Here is a 15,976-nt window from a genome sequence, read left to right on the forward strand (position 1 = left end):
CCCGCGCGGGGCCGCGCTCAGTTGCGGGCCCGCCCCACCGACAGGGCCAGCTGCAGGTCCTGCCAGGCCTTGACCTTCTCGGCCGGGCTGCGCAGCAGATAGGCCGGGTGGTAGCTCACCACGACCGGCACCGGCCTCCCCGCCACCGACAGGCTGTGCACCTTGCCCCGCAGGCTTCCTATGCGCGCATCGGTCTCGAGCAGGGTCTGCGCCGCGAACCGCCCCAGCACCAGGATCATTTCCGGATTGATGAGGGAGATCTGCCGCATCAGGTACGGGCTGCACCGCGCCACCTCCTCAGGCAGCGGGTCCCGGTTGCCGGGCGGACGGCACTTGATGACGTTGGCGATGAAGACGTCCTGCTGGCGCGAGCGCGCGATGGAAGCCAGCATGCTGTCCAGCAGCTTGCCCGACCGCCCGACGAAGGGCGCGCCCTGCTTGTCTTCCTGCTCGCCTGGCGCCTCGCCCACCAGCAGCCAGCGCGCCTTGGGCGATCCGGTGCCGAACACGGTCTGGGTACGCCCCTTGCACAAGCCACAGGCCATGCAGTCGCGCACCTCGTCCTGCAAGGCGGCCCAGGCCTGCCCGGGGTCGGCGGGCGTGGCGGCCGGCACCGGAATCTCCTGCGCCGGGATTTCCTGCGCGAAGGCCACGGATTCGATCCTCTCGGACCCGGCGGCGGGCGCGGCGGCCACGGGTGCCGGCACCGGACCCGGGGACGGCGCCACGGGCTCTTCCTGCGCCGCCGGCGATGCATCGGACTCGGGTGCCGCGGGTGGGGCCGCGGACGCCACCGCGCCGGGCAGGTTCCACAGCCGCTCCACGCCCAGTTCGCGCAGCCAGGCGCGCCGGACCGCGCTCATGCCCTCGGCGCCGTTGCGTTCAGTTGCCATGAAGGCCTCCGGGAATCGGATGGACCGCCAGCATCTTGCGCATGACGATCGCGTCTTCCCGCCCGCGCACCGACGGATAGTAGCCACGGCGCAGGCCGATGCGCTCGTAGCCCGAGCGTTCGTACAGGCCCTTGGCCACCAGGTTCGAGGGACGCACCTCCAGCAGCAGGCTCTGCGCCTGGCGCGCGGCGGCGCACTGCTCGACCCAGGCCAGCAACCTGCGGCCCAGCCCCAGGCCCTGCGCCTGGGGCGCCACGCTGATGTTCAGCAGGTGCGCCTCGTCCAGCGCCACCATCACAATGCAGTATCCCAGCAGCCGCTCGCCGTCGCTCACCACCCAGGCGTCATAGCCAGAGCGCAGCGAATCGGCGAAATTGCCGCGCGTCCAGGGAAACGAATAGATCTGGCGCTCGACCGCGTCCACCTGGTCGAGATCCCGTTCGGTCATGGGACGGCAGGCCTGCCCCCATGTCGCCAGGATGCGCGCCGCGTCGATCGGCGCCCGGCCCTGCACCGCAGTCATGATTGCGCTCCCGATGTGGCGACGCGCGGGTTGCCCCCCGCGCCGGCTTCCCGTTCCGCGGTGGTGAACGCCACCTTGTCCCTGATGTACAACGGCGCGGCGAGTTCCGCCGCGACGGCTTCGCCACGCAGGTAGGCGTCGTGAGCCAGGCGGGCGACCGCGGCCGCCGTGGGCCGCGCAATGTCCGACCGCTCGTCCGCGCCGAAACCCGCGAATACCTCCGGATAGGCGGCCGCCGCATCACCGCACAGCAAGGGCCTCTGCGGCACCGGATCGCCCAGGTCTTCCAGGCGCCGGCGCACCCAGGACTCCAGCCCCTCGCCCGCCATCAGCTGCGGTTCGATCACGCAGGCAAGCCGGCCGGACGGCTCGCGGCGATAGGCGGCCAGGTAGATTTCCTGCATGCGCGCGTCCATGGCGACCACCAGCGTCCGGGATCCGGGATCCCGGACCTGCTGCGCCACGGCCGCATGCGAGACCACCGGTACCACCGGACGATCCAGGGCAAACCCCAGCCCCTGCGCCACGCCGCAGGCGACCCGCAGTCCGGTGAAGCCTCCGGGCCCCTGCCCGAAGGCGATGGCGTCGAGTTGCGTCCGGGCGATGCCGGCCTCGTCCAGCACTTCCTGCACCATGGGCAGCAGCCGGGCCGAATGCTCCTGCACGCCCTGGTGCTCGCGCGCGAACAGGTCGGCGGCGCCCGTGTCCGTGGCGCGCAACAAGGCAACGCCGCACCAGGCGGAGGAAGTTTCTAGAGAAAGGATATGCAGCGACATGGGCTGCGATTGTAAGACCAGACGGGAGGAAATACCGGGATGACCTCCCGGTTTTCAGTGCTTGTGCTTGCGATAGGGCTCGTACACTTCCTCGCTGGCGCGGCGGATTTCCTGCCGCAGCAGGACGCGTTCCTCGGAAGAGAGTTTGCGCGGCCCCACCCGCCGCTCGTCCGGACTGACCGGCCCGGCCCAGGGGTCCATGGCGGCGCGGATCACGCCGGAATGCCCGGGTTGCGGCGCGGCCGCCGTGTTGGCCTGCGCATCGGCCTGTGAAACCGCGCTTTCGACCTGGACAGCCAGCCCGCCGGCGACGGGAGGCGCGGGGCGAGCGGCCTCGGCGCGGGAAAGCGGTGCACGAGGATCCCTGACCTGGCCGATCGCCGCGCCACCGGCCAATACCGTTATCATCACGAACAGCCCACCCAGCATGATCGCTGCGCTGGAGCCTGCCGTACGAGTGGAGTCGAATACTTTGTTCACGTTTCAATCATACGATGTACCCATGACAGCGTCATAGATGCCTGCGTGACCAAACGGGCATTTATGTAACAACCAATGTCCCTCGCTGGATTGATACAAACTCCTCCGTTACATTCGCGCCATGTCACTAGCCAACGCCCCCAAGAAAATCCTCGTCGTCGACGACGACGTGCGGCTGCGCGATCTGCTGCGCCGCTACCTCGCCGAGCAAGGTTTCTCCGTCTGGGTCGCGGAAAACGCCCAGACCATGAACAAGCTCTGGCAGCGCGAGCGTTTCGACCTGCTCGTGCTCGACCTGATGCTGCCGGGCGAGGATGGCCTGTCGATCTGTCGCCGCCTGCGCGGCGCCCGCGACAGCACCCCCATCATCATGCTGACGGCCAAGGCCGAGGACGTCGACCGCATCGTCGGGCTGGAGATGGGCGCGGACGACTACCTGCCCAAGCCCTTCAACCCCCGGGAACTGCTGGCCCGCGTCAACGCGGTGCTGCGCCGCCGGGGCCCCGAAGAGCATCCGGGCGCGCCCAGCCAGGACAATGAATCGGTTACGTTCGGCCCCTATGTGCTGAACCTGGCGACCCGCACCCTCACGCGCGACAACGAGCCGGTGGCGCTGACCACGGGCGAATTCTCCGTGCTCAAGGTCTTCGCCCGCCATCCCAAGATCCCGCTGTCGCGGGACAAGCTGATGGAACTGGCGCGCGGCCGGGAATACGAAGCCTTCGATCGCAGCCTGGACGTGCAGATCTCCCGACTGCGCAAGCTGATCGAACCCGATCCGGCCAAACCTGTATTCATCCAGACGGTATGGGGCCTCGGCTACGTATTCGTACCCGATGGGGGCAGTTGATCCGCTCGTAGGCATTCATGTCGGTCGCCCTGCGCGTCGCGTCCAGGCTGGGTCTGTTCAGCCGGACCTTCCTTTTGCTCACCGTCCTGATGACGGCAAGCCTGGCAGCGTGGCTCCAGGCCTTCCGCAGCATGGAGGTCGAGCCGCGCGCGCAGCAGGTGGCCCAGCAGATCGTCACCGTCGTCAACATCACGCGCGCCGCGCTGATCCACTCCGCGCCGCAGGAGCGCCGCTACCTGCTGCTCGATCTGGCCACCAACGAAGGCATCCAGATCTACCCGCACGAAAAGGATGACATCACCGTCCGCCTGCCCGACCGCCAGGTCCTGCAGCGGGTCGAAGAACAGGTGATCGATCGCCTGGGGCCCGAAACCGTCGTGGCCTGGGAAGTCAACCGCATCCCCGGCCTTTGGGTCAGTTTTTCCATAGACGATGACGACTACTGGATGGTGGTCGAACGCGACCGGGCCGAACGCGTGCCCGGGGTCGAGTGGCTGGGCTGGGGCGCGGCCGCCCTGCTGCTGTCGCTGCTGGGCGCGGCGGTCATCGTCGGCTTCGTCAACCGGCCCCTGTCGCGCCTGTCGCGCGCCACGCTGGCCCTGTCGCGCGGCGAAACCCCGCCGCCGCTGCCGGAGAGCGGTCCCGAGGAAATCCGGCGGGTCAACACCAACTTCAACCGCATGGTCGAGGAACTGGACCGCGCCGAGGCGGATCGCGCGCTGATGCTGGCGGGCATCTCGCACGACCTGCGCACCCCGCTGGCCCGGCTGCGGCTGGAAATCGAGCTGAGCGGGGTCTCCGAAGCCAGCCGCGACGCCGTGGACGAGGATCTTGCCCAGATCGACCGCACCATCGGGCAGTTCATGGAATACGCCCGCCCGGCCAGCGCCCCCGACCGCAACACCAACATTTCCGAGCTCGTCTCCGAGATGGTCGAGCGCGAATGCAGCCATACCGAGACGCTGGGCGGCTCGCTGCAGGTCACGATCACGCCCAACCTGTGGGCTCGCATCGCCGCCGCCGACCTGCAGCGGGTCGTGGGCAACCTGCTCGAGAACGCGCGGCGCTACGGCCACAAGCCGGGCGAAGCGCCCCACATCGACCTGACCGTCAGCAGCCAGGGCGCCAACGTCCTGATCGACGTGTCCGACCACGGCCCCGGCGTCAAGGCCGAGGACGTGCCCCGGCTCACGCGCCCGTTCACCCGGGGCTCCGATGCACGCACCAACGCCGGCGGCGCCGGACTGGGCCTGGCCATCGTCAAGCGGCTGCTGCAACGCGCAGGTGGTACCCTAAACCTCCTGAACCGGGATGGCGGGGGCCTGACCGCCCGCATCACCCTGCCGGCCTCCTCGCAGAAATCGGCCGACGCCAAGTAGGCGGCATCGGCCATCGGCGCGCGGAGCCGGCGCTGTCCGAGGAGCGTGCATGAAAACCATCGGAGCCAAGCTCGAACCTTTCAAGGTGCATGGCGTCAAGCCAGGCTTCAACCAAGCCGAGGAAAACGGCGCCTCGGCCTTCGAGACCCTGAGCGAAACCTCGTTTCCAGGCAAGTGGAAGGTCATCTATTTCACTCCCAAGGATTTCTCCGACATCTGCGCCACCGAGATCGAGGGCTACGCGGCACTGGCCGAGCCCCTGGCACAACGCGGCGCCGTGCTGATGGGCGGATCCGTCGACAATGAGTACGCCAAGCTGGCGTGGCGCCGCGCGGTGCCCGCGCTGGCGAACCTGAACCACTACCAATTCGCCGACAGCGCGGGCGCGCTGGTGGATCAACTGGGCATCCGGGACCGCAACGAGGGCGTGGCGCTGCGCGCCACCTTCATCGTCGATCCGGACAACACCATCCAGCACGTGTCGGTGAACAACCTCAAGGTCGGCCGCTGCCCGGAAGAAACGCTGCGGGTGCTCGACGCCCTGCTGACCGGCCAGTTCTGCCCCGCGAACCGCCCCGTCGGCGACCCGCCCTCGAAAAAATCCTGAACATGCCGCACGTATTCGTCTACGGCACGCTGCGTCGCGGCGAGATCAACGACATCGAGTGCCTGGCGCGCCGATTGCTGCTGTCCCCGCCCCTGCTGCTGGGCGAGGCGCGCGTGCGCGGCCGCCTGGTCGATTTCGGCGACTGGCCGGGACTGGTCGAGGACGGCGATGCGCGGATACTGGGCGAGGTCTACACGGTGGACGACCCGCTGCTGGCGGCCATGGACGCGGTCGAGGAATACGACCCCGACGGCGGTTCGCTGTTCGTGCGCCGCCCGGTGGATCTTCAGGTGGCGGGACAGGCGCTGTGCTGCCACTACTATCCGATCGAACCGCGCATGATGGGGGGCGCCGTCCCCATCGACCATGACGACTGGGTCGCGTACCGCCTGGCGCGCGACACGGGGCGCGCGGACAGGATCCGGCAGGCCGCGGGCTGAGCCCCGGCCCCAAGGTCAGCGCCGGTCGGCTTCCAGGACGCCGGGGACTTCGCGTATGCCCGCCAGCGCCCGCACCAGGTGCTCGCCGTTGCCGACCTCGGCGGTGAAGACCATGCGGGCGATTCCCTGCCGGCTTTGCGTGTTGACGCCGATGACGTTGATGCGCTGGCGTGCGAAGACTTCCGAGATATCGCGCAGGAGTCCGTGGCGGTCGTTCGCCAGCACGACGATGTCAACCGGATACACCGCGTCGCGCGTATCGCCCCAGGTCACGTCGATGACGCGCTCGGGCTCGCGCGCGGCCAGCGAGCGGAAGCTCTTGCAATCGCAGCGGTGGATGGAGACTCCCCTGCCGCGCGTCACGAAGCCCGAGATGAGGTCGGGCGGCGCCGGCCTGCAGCACTTGGCCAGCTGCGTCAGCAGCGCATCCACGCCCACCACCAGCACGCCGCTCTTGCCCGCATGGACCGCGCTTTCCGGCCGGCTGTCGCGCGTGAGTGCGGACAGGTCGGGGCCGGCGTCGGGCGGCGGCGCCTCGAAGGCAGCCGCGACGTGCCGCAGGCTGAATTCGTCCTTGGCCAGCGCGACGTACAGGTCCTCGGTGCACGCGAAGCCCAGTTGCTGGGCCAGCGATTCGAGGTTGGTCGCGGTCTTGCCCAGGCGCTGCAATTCCTTTTCCAGCATGCCCTGGCCCTGGGCAATGCGCTCCTGGATGTCGATGGCGTTGAACCAGGCGCGCACCTTGGCACGCGAACGCTGGCTGGCCAGATAGTTCAGCTGGGGATTGAGCCAGTCGCGCGACGGGCCGCCGGACTTGGTCGCGATGATCTCCACCGTCTGGCCGGTGGCCAGGCGGGTGTTGAGCGGCACCATGACCCCGTCCACCCGCGCGCCGCGACAGCGATGACCGAGATCGGTATGGACCTGGTAGGCGAAGTCCACCGGCGTCGCGCCCGGCGGCAGCTCTATCACCCGCGCCTGCGGCGTCAACACGTAGATGTTGTCGACCAGCGTGTCGAGAGCGGCCTGGCCTATCTGGTCGTCGACCTGGACATCGGCCTTCCAGGCCAGCAATTGACGTATCCAGCTGAGCTTGCGATCGTATTCCGAATCGGCGCTGACCTGCCCGCCCTTGGCGCCCGCTTCCTTGTAGCGCCAATGCGCCGCCATCCCGAATTCGGCGAACTGGTGCATCTCGCGCGTGCGGATCTGCACCTCGAAAGGCCGTCCGTCATGGTCGTAGACCACCGTGTGCAGCGACCGGTAGCCATTGGGCTTGGGCCGCGAGATGTAGTCGTCGAACTCGTCGGGAACGGGCGTCCACAGGTGGTGCACCAGCCCCAGCACCGTGTAGCAGGTACGGATGTCCTCGACGATGATGCGCAGCGCGCGCAGGTCGTACAAACCGGCGAAATCCAGGCGCCGGTTGCGCATCTTGTTCCAGATGCTGTAGATGTGCTTGGGCCGGCCGGTGACGTCGGCCTCGATGCCCGCGCTTGCCAATGCCTGGCGCACCCGGGCGATGGCGTCGGCGATGAAGGCTTCGCGTTCGGCGCGCTTTTCCTCGAGCAGGTGGGCGATTTCCTTGTAGCGGACCGGCTCCAGGAACCGGAAGGCCAGGTCCTCCATTTCCCACTTGACCTGCCAGATGCCCAGGCGGTTGGCCAGGGGCGCGTAGAGTTCCAGCGTCTCGCGCGACAGCGCCTCGGGCAGCGGCACCTTGTGCTGGGCGTGCCAGCGCAGGGTTTGCAGGCGCGACGCCAGCCGCATCAGGACGATGCGCAGGTCGGCCGCCATGGCCAGCAGCATCTTGCGCAGCATCTCGGCCTGCGCGCCGCTGCCGGCCGACGCATCGCTGGCGTCGCGGGTGACCTGGCCCAGGCGGATCAGGGCGCGATAGCCATGCACCAGCTTGCCGATCTCGGGACCGAACTGCAGCGTGACCGGATCCTTGTGCGGATTGGCGCTGACGTCGCGGTCGCCCACGGCGATCGCCAGCAGCGCCGCCATGCGGGTATGGCCATCCACCTGGAGTCCCGCCAGGATCGCGACCACGCCCGCCGCGTGCTCGGCCCAGCCCTCGCCCTCGGGCACGGCCGGCTCGCGCGCATAGCGGGGAAACGACCATTCGAGCGCCTTGCGCAAGTCCAGTCGCGCCGCCTCCGACAGGCCGGCATTGGCCGCCTGTTGCCAGTCGGGGCCGAAGGTCGCCGACAGGTTCGCGGAAGTCTCGGGAGCGGATGAGTTCATGGTCTTACACTTGGGGCGATGCCGGCCCTTCCTGGCCGCCGGCACGGTACTCTAGTCGCTTATCCACCAGGGAAGTTCATTGTATGTTGGGATGGCTGTTTGCCCGCGGCGCATCGAAGCACCGCGTGGCGCAGATGCAGGCTCGCATCAATCCGGAATTATGGACCCAAACGCTGGCCTCGCATGCATTCCTCGCGCGCCTGACCGAGGACGAACGCGACACGCTGCGGGAGCGGGCCGCGTGGTTCCTGGCCAGCAAGACCATGACCGGCGCGGCCGGCCAGGTCCTGACCGACGAGATCCGCCTGTCCATCGCGGTACAGGCCTGCCTGCCCATCCTGTACCTGGATCCGGGCCTGTACGAGGGATGGTCCGAGGTCATCGTCTATCCGGGCGGATTCCTGATCCCCCGCTCCGACGTGGACGAGGACGGCGTGGTGCACGAATATGTCGAGGAAGCCGCCGGCGAAGCCTGGGACGGCGGTCCCATCGTGCTGTCCTGGGAGGATGCCAGTCCCGGCCTCGAACGGCCGGCGGGCTTCAACGTGGTCATCCACGAATTCGCCCACAAGCTCGACCTGCAATACGGCCAGGCCGACGGCATGCCCAGCCTGCACGCGCATGCCGGGATACGGCCCAGGCTGTGGCGCAGCGTGCTGGAGCGCAGCTACGACGCGCTGCTGGCCCGGCTGGAGGAAATCGAGGCGGCCATCCCGGCCGACGTGGATCCGGAATCCGAGGAAGCGGACCACTGGTATGCGCAGCTGCCGCTGGATCCGTACGCGGCCACGGACGAGGCCGAGTTCTTCGCCGTCAGTTCCGAGGCCTTCTTCGTGCATCCCGAGCCGCTGTGGCGCGCGATGCCCGAATGGTATGCGCTGCTGTCGCAGTACTACCGGCAGGACCCGCTGGGCGCCGGGCCCGCGCTGCCCCGCTGAGCGGACGGCGGGCGGCCGGCGGACCGGGATCAGACCGCGGCAGTGACGACGATCTCGACCTTGTATTCAGGCGCGGCCAGCTTGGCCTCGACCGTGGCGCGGGCGGGCGTGTGGCCGGCAGGCACCCAGGCGTCCCAGACCGAGTTCATCGCGGCGAAGTCGGCGATGTCGGCCAGGAAGATCTGTGCGCGCAGGATGCGGGTCTTGTCGGTGCCGGCGGCGGCCAGCAGCTTGTCGATGGCGGCCAGCACCTGGCGGGTCTGGTCCGCCGGATCCTTCGAGGGATCCTCGGCCACCTGGCCGGCCAGGTAGGCCACGCCGCCGTGCACGACCATTTCGGACATGCGCTTGCCGACACTGAAACGCTCGATGCTCATGATGTTTTCCTCTTTGTGGAGCAGATTCGGAGCCGCAAGCATAGCAGGCGGCGATGGCCGCTAGTCGCGCAGGAAACCGTCCACCAGGTCCAGTTGGGCGGACGTCATGAAGGTGGGCGCATGCCCGACGCCGGCGACGTCGACGCGCCGCGCATGGGGATTGCGGGCCAGCATCGCCGCCACGGTATCCTGGGTGAGCAGGTCGGAATGTTCGCCGCGCACGATCAGGATGGGACATTCTATGTTGGTGTAGACGTGCCACAGCGCCGCCTCGGCCGCGATGGCCGTGGCGGGATCCATGGCCGCGAAGGCCTCGGCGATGGCGGGATCGTAGTGCATGGTCCAGGGCCCGGCCGGACCGTCGACCTGCCGCACCACGTGCCGGGTCAGTTCGTCCCACTGTTCCTGGGTATGCGGACCGAACGAGGCCGATACCGTGCTCACGTAGGCCCGCGCCTCCTCGAAGCTGCCAAAGGCCGGCGCCTTGCCCACGTACTGCGCGATGCGCGCCAGCGCGGCGGGATCCAGGTGCGGCCCCACGTCGTTCAGCACCAGCTTGTCGATGGGGGACGCCTCCAGGCCCGCCAGCGCCATGCCGATCAGGCCGCCCAGCGAGGTTCCGAACCAGTGCAGGGTCTCGGCCTGCACGCGGGCCAGCAACGGCATCATGTCCGCCACGTATTGCGGTACGGTGTAATAGGCCGGGTTGGACAGCCAGTCCGAGCGGCCACGGCCCACCACGTCCGGGCAGACCACGCGATAGCGGCCGGCCATGCGCCGCGCCAGCGCGTCGAAATCGCGACCCGAGCGGGTCAGGCCGTGCGCGCAGACCAGCACGTGGTCGTTGGACGGATCGCCCCATTCCCAGTACGCCATGCGATGCAGGCCCGCCGGGCTCAGGCAGGTCACGAACTCCAGGCGGGGCTGGAGGGAATCGGGCGAGGCATCGTGGTTCATGAAGGCATTCCTTGCTGGGCCGGACCCGGGATTGTAGCCACCGCCGTCACGGTGCGGTATGCCAATAGCGCCGTCGGGATTCCCGCTCGCGCGCGACCCGCAGCCCCTCCTGCCGCGAGACGAACACGAGCGCGCCGTGCCTGTCGGTGCGATGGAACACGGCGCCGGCGCGCCGCCACCGCCGTTCCGCGTCGGGATGCGGATGGCGATAGCGGTTCAGGTAGCCCGCCTGGGCCACGACGTGCGAGGCCCGCGTGGCCGCGACCAGCGCCGGGCTGGACGATCCGCGCGAACCGTGGTGGGGCGCGGCCACCACATCGGCGGCAAGGTCCTCGACGGCCGCGAGGCCAGCTTCCTCGGCCGCGCCGATGTCCCCCGCCAGCAAAGCCGCGTGGTGGGTACCGCGTACCCGCAATACGCAACTGTGCGCGTTGCGTGCGCGAGCCGGCACCTCGCCCCTGGGCGAGGCCGGGTGCAGGAACTCGAACGCCACGCCATCCACCGTCCACCGCTGCCCGGCGGCGCAGCGCGAGAAAACCGCCTGCCCGATGTCCGCGGACGCAAGATCGTAGGACGCATGCACCCGCGCCGCGGGCAAGGCCGCCAGCACCGAACGCAGCCCGCCCGCATGGTCCGCATCCGCGTGCGATACCACCACGTCGTCCAGCCGCCGTATGCCCCGCGCCCGCAGATAGGGCCAGACCACCCTGCCACCGGCATCGGCCTTGTCACCATAGGGCGGACCGGTGTCGTACAGCAACGTCGCGCTGGCCGTCTCCACCACGATCGCGGTGCCCTGCCCCACGTCCAGCATCGCCAGGCGCCATTCGCCCGGCGCGGGACGCGCGGGCCGATAGGCCAGCATGGGCACCAGCAGCACGAGCCCCAGCCAGCGGCCGGGCAGGCCGCGCGGCTGCAAGGTCCATACCACCCCGGCCAGCGCCAGCACGAACAGCGGCCAGGGCGGCGCGGCCAGCGAGACGGCCGCCAGTTCGGTATCGGCCAGCCACTGCAACGGCACCATCAGGCCCTCGAACACCGCATGAGCGACGGCGGCCGTGGCGGCGCCCCACTCCTCCAGCCCCGGCACGACAGACAACGCCAGCGCCGCCAGCGCGAGCGGCGTGACCAGCAGGCTGACCACCGGGATGGCCACGGCATTGGCCAGCGGCGATACCAGCGACACCTGCTGGAACAGCAGCGCCAGGGCGGGCAGCAGGCCCACGGTCAGCGCAGCCTGCGCGCGGGCGCCTTCCCGTACCGAAGCGGCCACCCGCGCCGGCCATGCGCTGGCCGGCGCGGGCCCGTCGCGCTGCCGCCAGCGCCCCCCGCCACACAGGATCAGCAGCGCCACCGCGCCGAACGACAGCCAGAACCCGGCCGCCAGCGTCGCCCAAGGATCCAGCGCGCAGACCAGGGCCGCCGCCAGCGCCAGCACCCGCGAGCCGGACACCGGGACTCGCCAGGCCGCCGCGCCCGCCACCACGGCCAGCATGAAAAAGGTCCGGCGGGCCGGCACGCCCCATCCCGCCAGCAGACAGTACAGCCATGCCACCACCAGGGCCGCGCCGGCCGCCGCCACCTGGGCGGGATGCCGCTCGGGCAGCCGGATGCCGTCCCAGCGGCAGCGCTTCCACGCCTGCAGCACCGCCCACCCCGCCAGGGCGGCCAGCATCGTTACGTGCAGGCCGCTGATGGAGACCAGATGGGTGATGCCGGTGCGGTTGAAGATGTCCCAGTCACGCCGGTCCACGCCGGCCTGGTCGCCCATCGCCAGGGCGGCCAGCACGGCGCCGTAACGCTTGCCCTCCAGCGCCCGGCGCAAGGCCTCGCGGCACACGTGGCGGGCACGTTGCACCGCTACATCGAAACTGGCGTAGGCATCGTCCGCCAGCCAGCTCGGCTGGCCGCGCACCGACCCCGTCGCGCGGATACCGTGTTCGAACAGATAGGCCTCGTAGTCGAAACCATGCGGATTCAGCGTGCCGTGGGGCCGCCTGAGCAGCACGGTCCCGCGCCAGCGTTCGCCGGGCACGACCTCCGCGGCCCGGCCCCACCACGATAGTTGCACCTGGCCGGGCACGCCGGCCGGCGGATCCAGCACCGTCGCCTCGAAACGCTGCCCGGCCGCGGTCGCCGTGGACAGGCTGGTGACGAGGTACTCCAACTCCAGCGGCACGTTCTCTTGCGCCGGCGACAAGCCGTCCTGCAGGCGCAGGTCGATGCGCGCCAGCGCCAGCGCGGACCCCGCGGCAAAAGCGGCGACCGCGAGCAGGACAGCCGCGCGGCGATGCCGCCGGCATCCTGGCCGCGCCCGCCCCCACGCCGCGCACGCTGCCGGCACGGCCACGCCCGCCAGCGCCGAGGCCCAGGCCGGCGGCACCGCCGGCAGTCCATGCACCCAGGCCGTGCCCAGCACGAACGCCACCAACGCGAAACGCAGCATGCCCTTCCTCCGGCCCAAGGCCAGCATGGTAGGCATGCCGGGGCCGCCACGCAGCCCCTGCCGGGATGAATCTGTCCATGATGAATCTGTCCGGGCCGCACCCGGCCGGCGCTCAGGCCGCCAGCGCGCCGCTCAGGCGCGGCAGCACGCGACGCACATTGGTCGACGTGGCCGCGGCGATCTCGGCCACCGGCAGGCCGCGCAGTTCGCCCAGCACCGCCGCGATGCGCGGCAGCTCTCCGGGCTCGTTGCGACGGTCGTCGCGCGGCAGCCAGGCGGGCGGTATGTCGGGCGCGTCGGTTTCCAGCACCAGCGCGGCCAGGTCCATCCCGGCCGCCAGCCGGCGGATGTTGCGCGAACGCTCATAGGTCATTTCCCCGCCCAGGCCCAGCGCGAAGCCGCGCGCGACGAACAGGTCGGCTTGCTGCCGGCTGCCGTTGAAGGCATGGGCGATGCCTCCCGGCACGTCCACGCGCCGCAGGTACTTCAGCAGCACGTCCTGCGAGCGGCGCACGTGCAGCAGCACGGGCAGGCCGAACTCGGCGGCCAGCGCGAGCTGCGCGTGGTAGAAGCGCTCCTGGCGCGCGCGCTGTTCGCCCTGGGCGATGTCCTGGACGAAGAAGTCCAGGCCGATCTCGCCCACGGCGACGAAGCGCGGATCGCCCATGGCCTGCGCCACCGCGTCGCGCAGGCGGTCCAGGTCCTCGTCGGCGGCGTGGCGCACGTACATGGGATGGATTCCCAGCGCATACGCGCCGCCCGGAATCGCATGGGCCAGGTCGCGCACGGTGGAAAAATTGTCGCGCGCCACGGCCGGAATGACGATGCCGGCCACGCCGGCGGCGCGGGCCCGCATGGCAACGTCCGGACGGTCGCGGCCGAACTCGGCCGCGTCGAGATGACAATGGGTGTCGATCAGCATCGGACCACTTTACCGCCTTCGCCGTGCCAGGGCCTGTTCACCCTAAAACCTAAAAGGAACCTCGCACAGGCCCTAGCCGGCGGCTTCCTCTGCCAGCAGGCCGTCGGCCATCTTCAACTGCCGGTCGGCCAGCGCCGCCAGTTCGGCATCGTGCGTCACGATGACGAAGGCCATGTCCAGTTCCTGGTTCAGCCGCTTGAGCAGGCCGAATACCTCGCGCGCCGTGTGGCGGTCGAGGTTGCCGGTGGGTTCGTCGGCCAGCACGCACAGCGGCCGCGTCACCAGCGCGCGGGCCAGCGCCACGCGCTGGCGCTCGCCGCCCGACAACTGGCCGGGATGATGGCTGGCCCGCTGGCCCAGCCCCACCTGCTCGAGCATCGCCGCGGCGGCCCGCCGGGCCTGCGCGCGTTCCATGCGGCGCACGATCAGCGGCATCGCGACGTTGTCCAGCGCCGAGAACTCGGCCAGCAGATGATGAAACTGGTAGACGAAGCCCAGGCTGCGGTTGCGCGCCAGGCTGCGCTGCTTTTCATTGAAGCTGGCCGCCGCCTGGCCGTCCAGCAGGACCTCGCCGGCGCTGGGCTGGTCCAGCAGCCCCAGCACGTGCAGCAGCGTGCTCTTGCCCGAGCCCGAGGCCCCCACCAGGGCCACCATCTCGCCCTGGCGCACCCGCAGGTCCACGCCGCGCAGCACGGTGACGCGTTCGCCGCCCTCGGCATAGACCTTGGATATGCCCCGCCCTTCCAGCACCACGCGGCGATCAGTCATGGCGCAGCACCTCCGCCGGTTGCAGGCGCGAGGCGCGCCAGCTGGGATACAGGGTGGCCAGGAACGACAGCACCAGCGACGTCACGCCTATGGTGACGATGTCGGACAGGCGCGGGTCGGACGGCAGCTCGGTGATCAGGTAGATGTCGCGCGGCAGGAACTGGATGCCCAGCGCATGTTCGATGGCGGGCACGATGACGTCGATGTTGTAGGCGATCAGCGTGCCGCCCGCCACGCCCAGCAGCGTACCGATGACGCCGATCAGCGCCCCCTGCACCACGAAGATGCGGGCGATCTCGGCCGGGGTGGCGCCCAGCGTGCGCAGGATGGCGATGTCCGCCTGCTTGTCGTTGACCGCCATGACCAGCGAGGACAGCAGGTTGAAGGCCGCCACGGCGATGATCAGCGCCAGGATCAGGAACATCATGCGTTTTTCGGTCTGCACCGCGGCGAACCAGGTGCGGTTGTTGCGCGACCAGTCCGCGGCGGCGATGTTCGGCGGCAGCAGTTGCGCCAGGTCGCGGGCCACCTGCGGCGCCTTCTGCATGTCGGCGATGCGCAGCCGCACCCCGCCTATGCCGCTGTCGCGGAACAGCCGCGCCGCGTCGTCCACGTTCACGAACGCCAGGCTGGAGTCGTATTCGTAGTGGCCGGCCTCGAACACGCCCACCACGGTGAACTGCCGCATGCGGGGCGTGAAACCGGCGGGCGTGACCGAGCCCTGCGGGGCCAGCATCAGGATCGGATCGCCCAGCCCCACGCCCAGGCCCTGCGCCAGCGCGCGCCCCAGCACCACGCCGTAGCTGCCGGGCTTCAAGTCGTCCAGCGAACCGGCCACCATGTTCTTGGCCACGTCGGACACGTCGCGCTCGGCCTCGGGGTCGATGCCGCGCACCTGCACGCCGCGCAGCACCTGGTCGCGGGCGATCATGGCCTGGGCCGCCACGTAGGGCGCCCCCGCCTGCACTTCGGGATTCTTCCTGGCCAGCGCCGTCAGTTCGCGCCAGTTGGCCAGCGCCGCGCCGCGCTCGCCCCCCACCGGATAGAGTTCGATGTGCGGCAGCACCGACAGCATGCGGTCGCGCACCTCCTTCTGGAAGCCGTTCATGACGGACAGCACGATGATCAGCGCCGCCACGCCCAGGCCTATGCCCGCCATGGAACTGGCGGCAATGAAGGAAATGAAGCGATCGCGTCGCCGCCCGCGGCCGGCGCGCGTATAGCGCCAGCCTATCCAGAATTCGTAGGGTATCTTGAGCACGCGCGTATTATGGCAGAAGGCGGCGGCCGGCACCGCCTCCGCCCCACCCCCTACAATACCGGCCATTCGGCCCGCCGCCCGCGGGCCCTCGTACCCGGATCCTGCCGCC

At 69.8% G+C, this 15,976-nt stretch carries 16 protein-coding genes; 5 read left to right on the forward strand and 11 right to left on the reverse strand.

Annotation, left to right across the window (positions count from 1 at the left end):
• Positions 1-17: 17 nt before the first annotated feature.
• Genes R4823_RS14800 through R4823_RS14815 form a run of 4 tightly spaced genes read right to left on the reverse strand, consistent with a single transcriptional unit; the run spans position 18 to position 2,672 of the window.
• Entirely contained in the window at positions 18-893 is an 876-nt protein-coding gene (locus R4823_RS14800; RefSeq protein ID WP_338615266.1) for a uracil-DNA glycosylase, read from the reverse strand.
• On the reverse strand, positions 883-1,416 hold the full coding sequence (gene rimI, locus R4823_RS14805) for a ribosomal protein S18-alanine N-acetyltransferase (protein ID WP_243724333.1): 534 nt from the start codon (positions 1,414-1,416) through the stop codon (positions 883-885). The genes R4823_RS14800 and rimI overlap by 11 nt, the downstream gene beginning before the upstream one ends.
• Positions 1,413-2,192, reverse strand: coding sequence for a tRNA (adenosine(37)-N6)-threonylcarbamoyltransferase complex dimerization subunit type 1 TsaB (gene tsaB, locus R4823_RS14810; RefSeq protein WP_338615267.1), 780 nt, complete (start codon positions 2,190-2,192; stop codon positions 1,413-1,415). Before tsaB ends, rimI begins: the two co-directional genes overlap by 4 nt.
• 54 nt (positions 2,193-2,246) lie before the next feature.
• Positions 2,247-2,672: a hypothetical protein gene (locus tag R4823_RS14815; RefSeq protein WP_338615268.1), complete on the reverse strand. Its 426-nt coding sequence runs from the start codon at positions 2,670-2,672 to the stop codon at positions 2,247-2,249.
• 121 nt (positions 2,673-2,793) lie between these two features.
• Here R4823_RS14815 and ompR point away from each other — a divergent pair, with 121 nt between their 5' ends.
• From ompR to R4823_RS14835, 4 genes are read left to right on the forward strand one after another with little or no spacing between them, the layout of a single operon-like run.
• Positions 2,794-3,522, forward strand: a complete 729-nt coding sequence (gene ompR / locus R4823_RS14820; RefSeq protein ID WP_087779290.1) for a two-component system response regulator OmpR — start codon at positions 2,794-2,796, stop codon at positions 3,520-3,522.
• A gap of 17 nt (positions 3,523-3,539) precedes the next feature.
• A complete protein-coding gene (locus R4823_RS14825; protein WP_087837417.1) occupies positions 3,540-4,901 on the forward strand; it encodes an ATP-binding protein in 1,362 nt (453 codons plus the stop codon).
• A gap of 49 nt (positions 4,902-4,950) precedes the next feature.
• Positions 4,951-5,508, forward strand: coding sequence for a redoxin domain-containing protein (locus R4823_RS14830; RefSeq protein WP_087837418.1), 558 nt, complete (start codon positions 4,951-4,953; stop codon positions 5,506-5,508).
• A 2-nt stretch (positions 5,509-5,510) separates the two neighbouring features.
• Complete coding sequence (locus tag R4823_RS14835) at positions 5,511-5,948, forward strand: gamma-glutamylcyclotransferase family protein (protein ID WP_338615269.1); 438 nt, start codon at positions 5,511-5,513, stop codon at positions 5,946-5,948.
• Positions 5,949-5,963: 15 nt separating this feature from the next.
• Here the strand turns inward: R4823_RS14835 and R4823_RS14840 are convergent, their stop codons facing one another.
• Positions 5,964-8,198 (reverse strand): bifunctional (p)ppGpp synthetase/guanosine-3',5'-bis(diphosphate) 3'-pyrophosphohydrolase, encoded by a 2,235-nt coding sequence (locus R4823_RS14840; protein ID WP_087837420.1) that lies wholly within the window; start codon positions 8,196-8,198, stop codon positions 5,964-5,966.
• Between the two features lie 83 nt (positions 8,199-8,281).
• On the opposite strand from R4823_RS14840, the gene R4823_RS14845 reads away from it, so the two are divergent.
• Positions 8,282-9,136 carry a M90 family metallopeptidase gene (locus R4823_RS14845; protein ID WP_087837421.1) on the forward strand — a complete coding sequence of 285 codons (855 nt, stop codon included), beginning with the start codon at positions 8,282-8,284 and terminating at the stop codon, positions 9,134-9,136.
• A 29-nt stretch (positions 9,137-9,165) separates the two neighbouring features.
• On the opposite strand, the gene R4823_RS14850 is transcribed toward R4823_RS14845, so the two are convergent.
• The 6 genes from R4823_RS14850 to R4823_RS14875 form a co-directional block, all read right to left on the reverse strand.
• Positions 9,166-9,513 (reverse strand): RidA family protein, encoded by a 348-nt coding sequence (locus R4823_RS14850; protein ID WP_087837422.1) that lies wholly within the window; start codon positions 9,511-9,513, stop codon positions 9,166-9,168.
• Between the two features lie 60 nt (positions 9,514-9,573).
• Positions 9,574-10,470 carry an alpha/beta hydrolase gene (locus R4823_RS14855; RefSeq protein ID WP_087837423.1) on the reverse strand — a complete coding sequence of 299 codons (897 nt, stop codon included), beginning with the start codon at positions 10,468-10,470 and terminating at the stop codon, positions 9,574-9,576.
• Positions 10,471-10,516: 46 nt separating this feature from the next.
• Entirely contained in the window at positions 10,517-12,952 is a 2,436-nt protein-coding gene (locus tag R4823_RS14860) for a DNA internalization-related competence protein ComEC/Rec2 (protein ID WP_243724331.1), read from the reverse strand.
• 76 nt (positions 12,953-13,028) lie between these two features.
• Positions 13,029-13,838, reverse strand: coding sequence for a TatD family hydrolase (locus tag R4823_RS14865; protein ID WP_087837425.1), 810 nt, complete (start codon positions 13,836-13,838; stop codon positions 13,029-13,031).
• Positions 13,839-13,910: 72 nt separating this feature from the next.
• Entirely contained in the window at positions 13,911-14,606 is a 696-nt protein-coding gene (locus R4823_RS14870) for an ATP-binding cassette domain-containing protein (protein WP_087837426.1), read from the reverse strand.
• Complete coding sequence (locus tag R4823_RS14875) at positions 14,599-15,867, reverse strand: lipoprotein-releasing ABC transporter permease subunit (RefSeq protein WP_165962978.1); 1,269 nt, start codon at positions 15,865-15,867, stop codon at positions 14,599-14,601. Before R4823_RS14875 ends, R4823_RS14870 begins: the two co-directional genes overlap by 8 nt.
• Positions 15,868-15,976: the final 109 nt, after the last annotated feature.

The organism is Pigmentiphaga sp. CHJ604, from assembly GCF_036972535.1.
Classification (GTDB): domain Bacteria; phylum Pseudomonadota; class Gammaproteobacteria; order Burkholderiales; family Burkholderiaceae_B; genus Pigmentiphaga; species Pigmentiphaga daeguensis.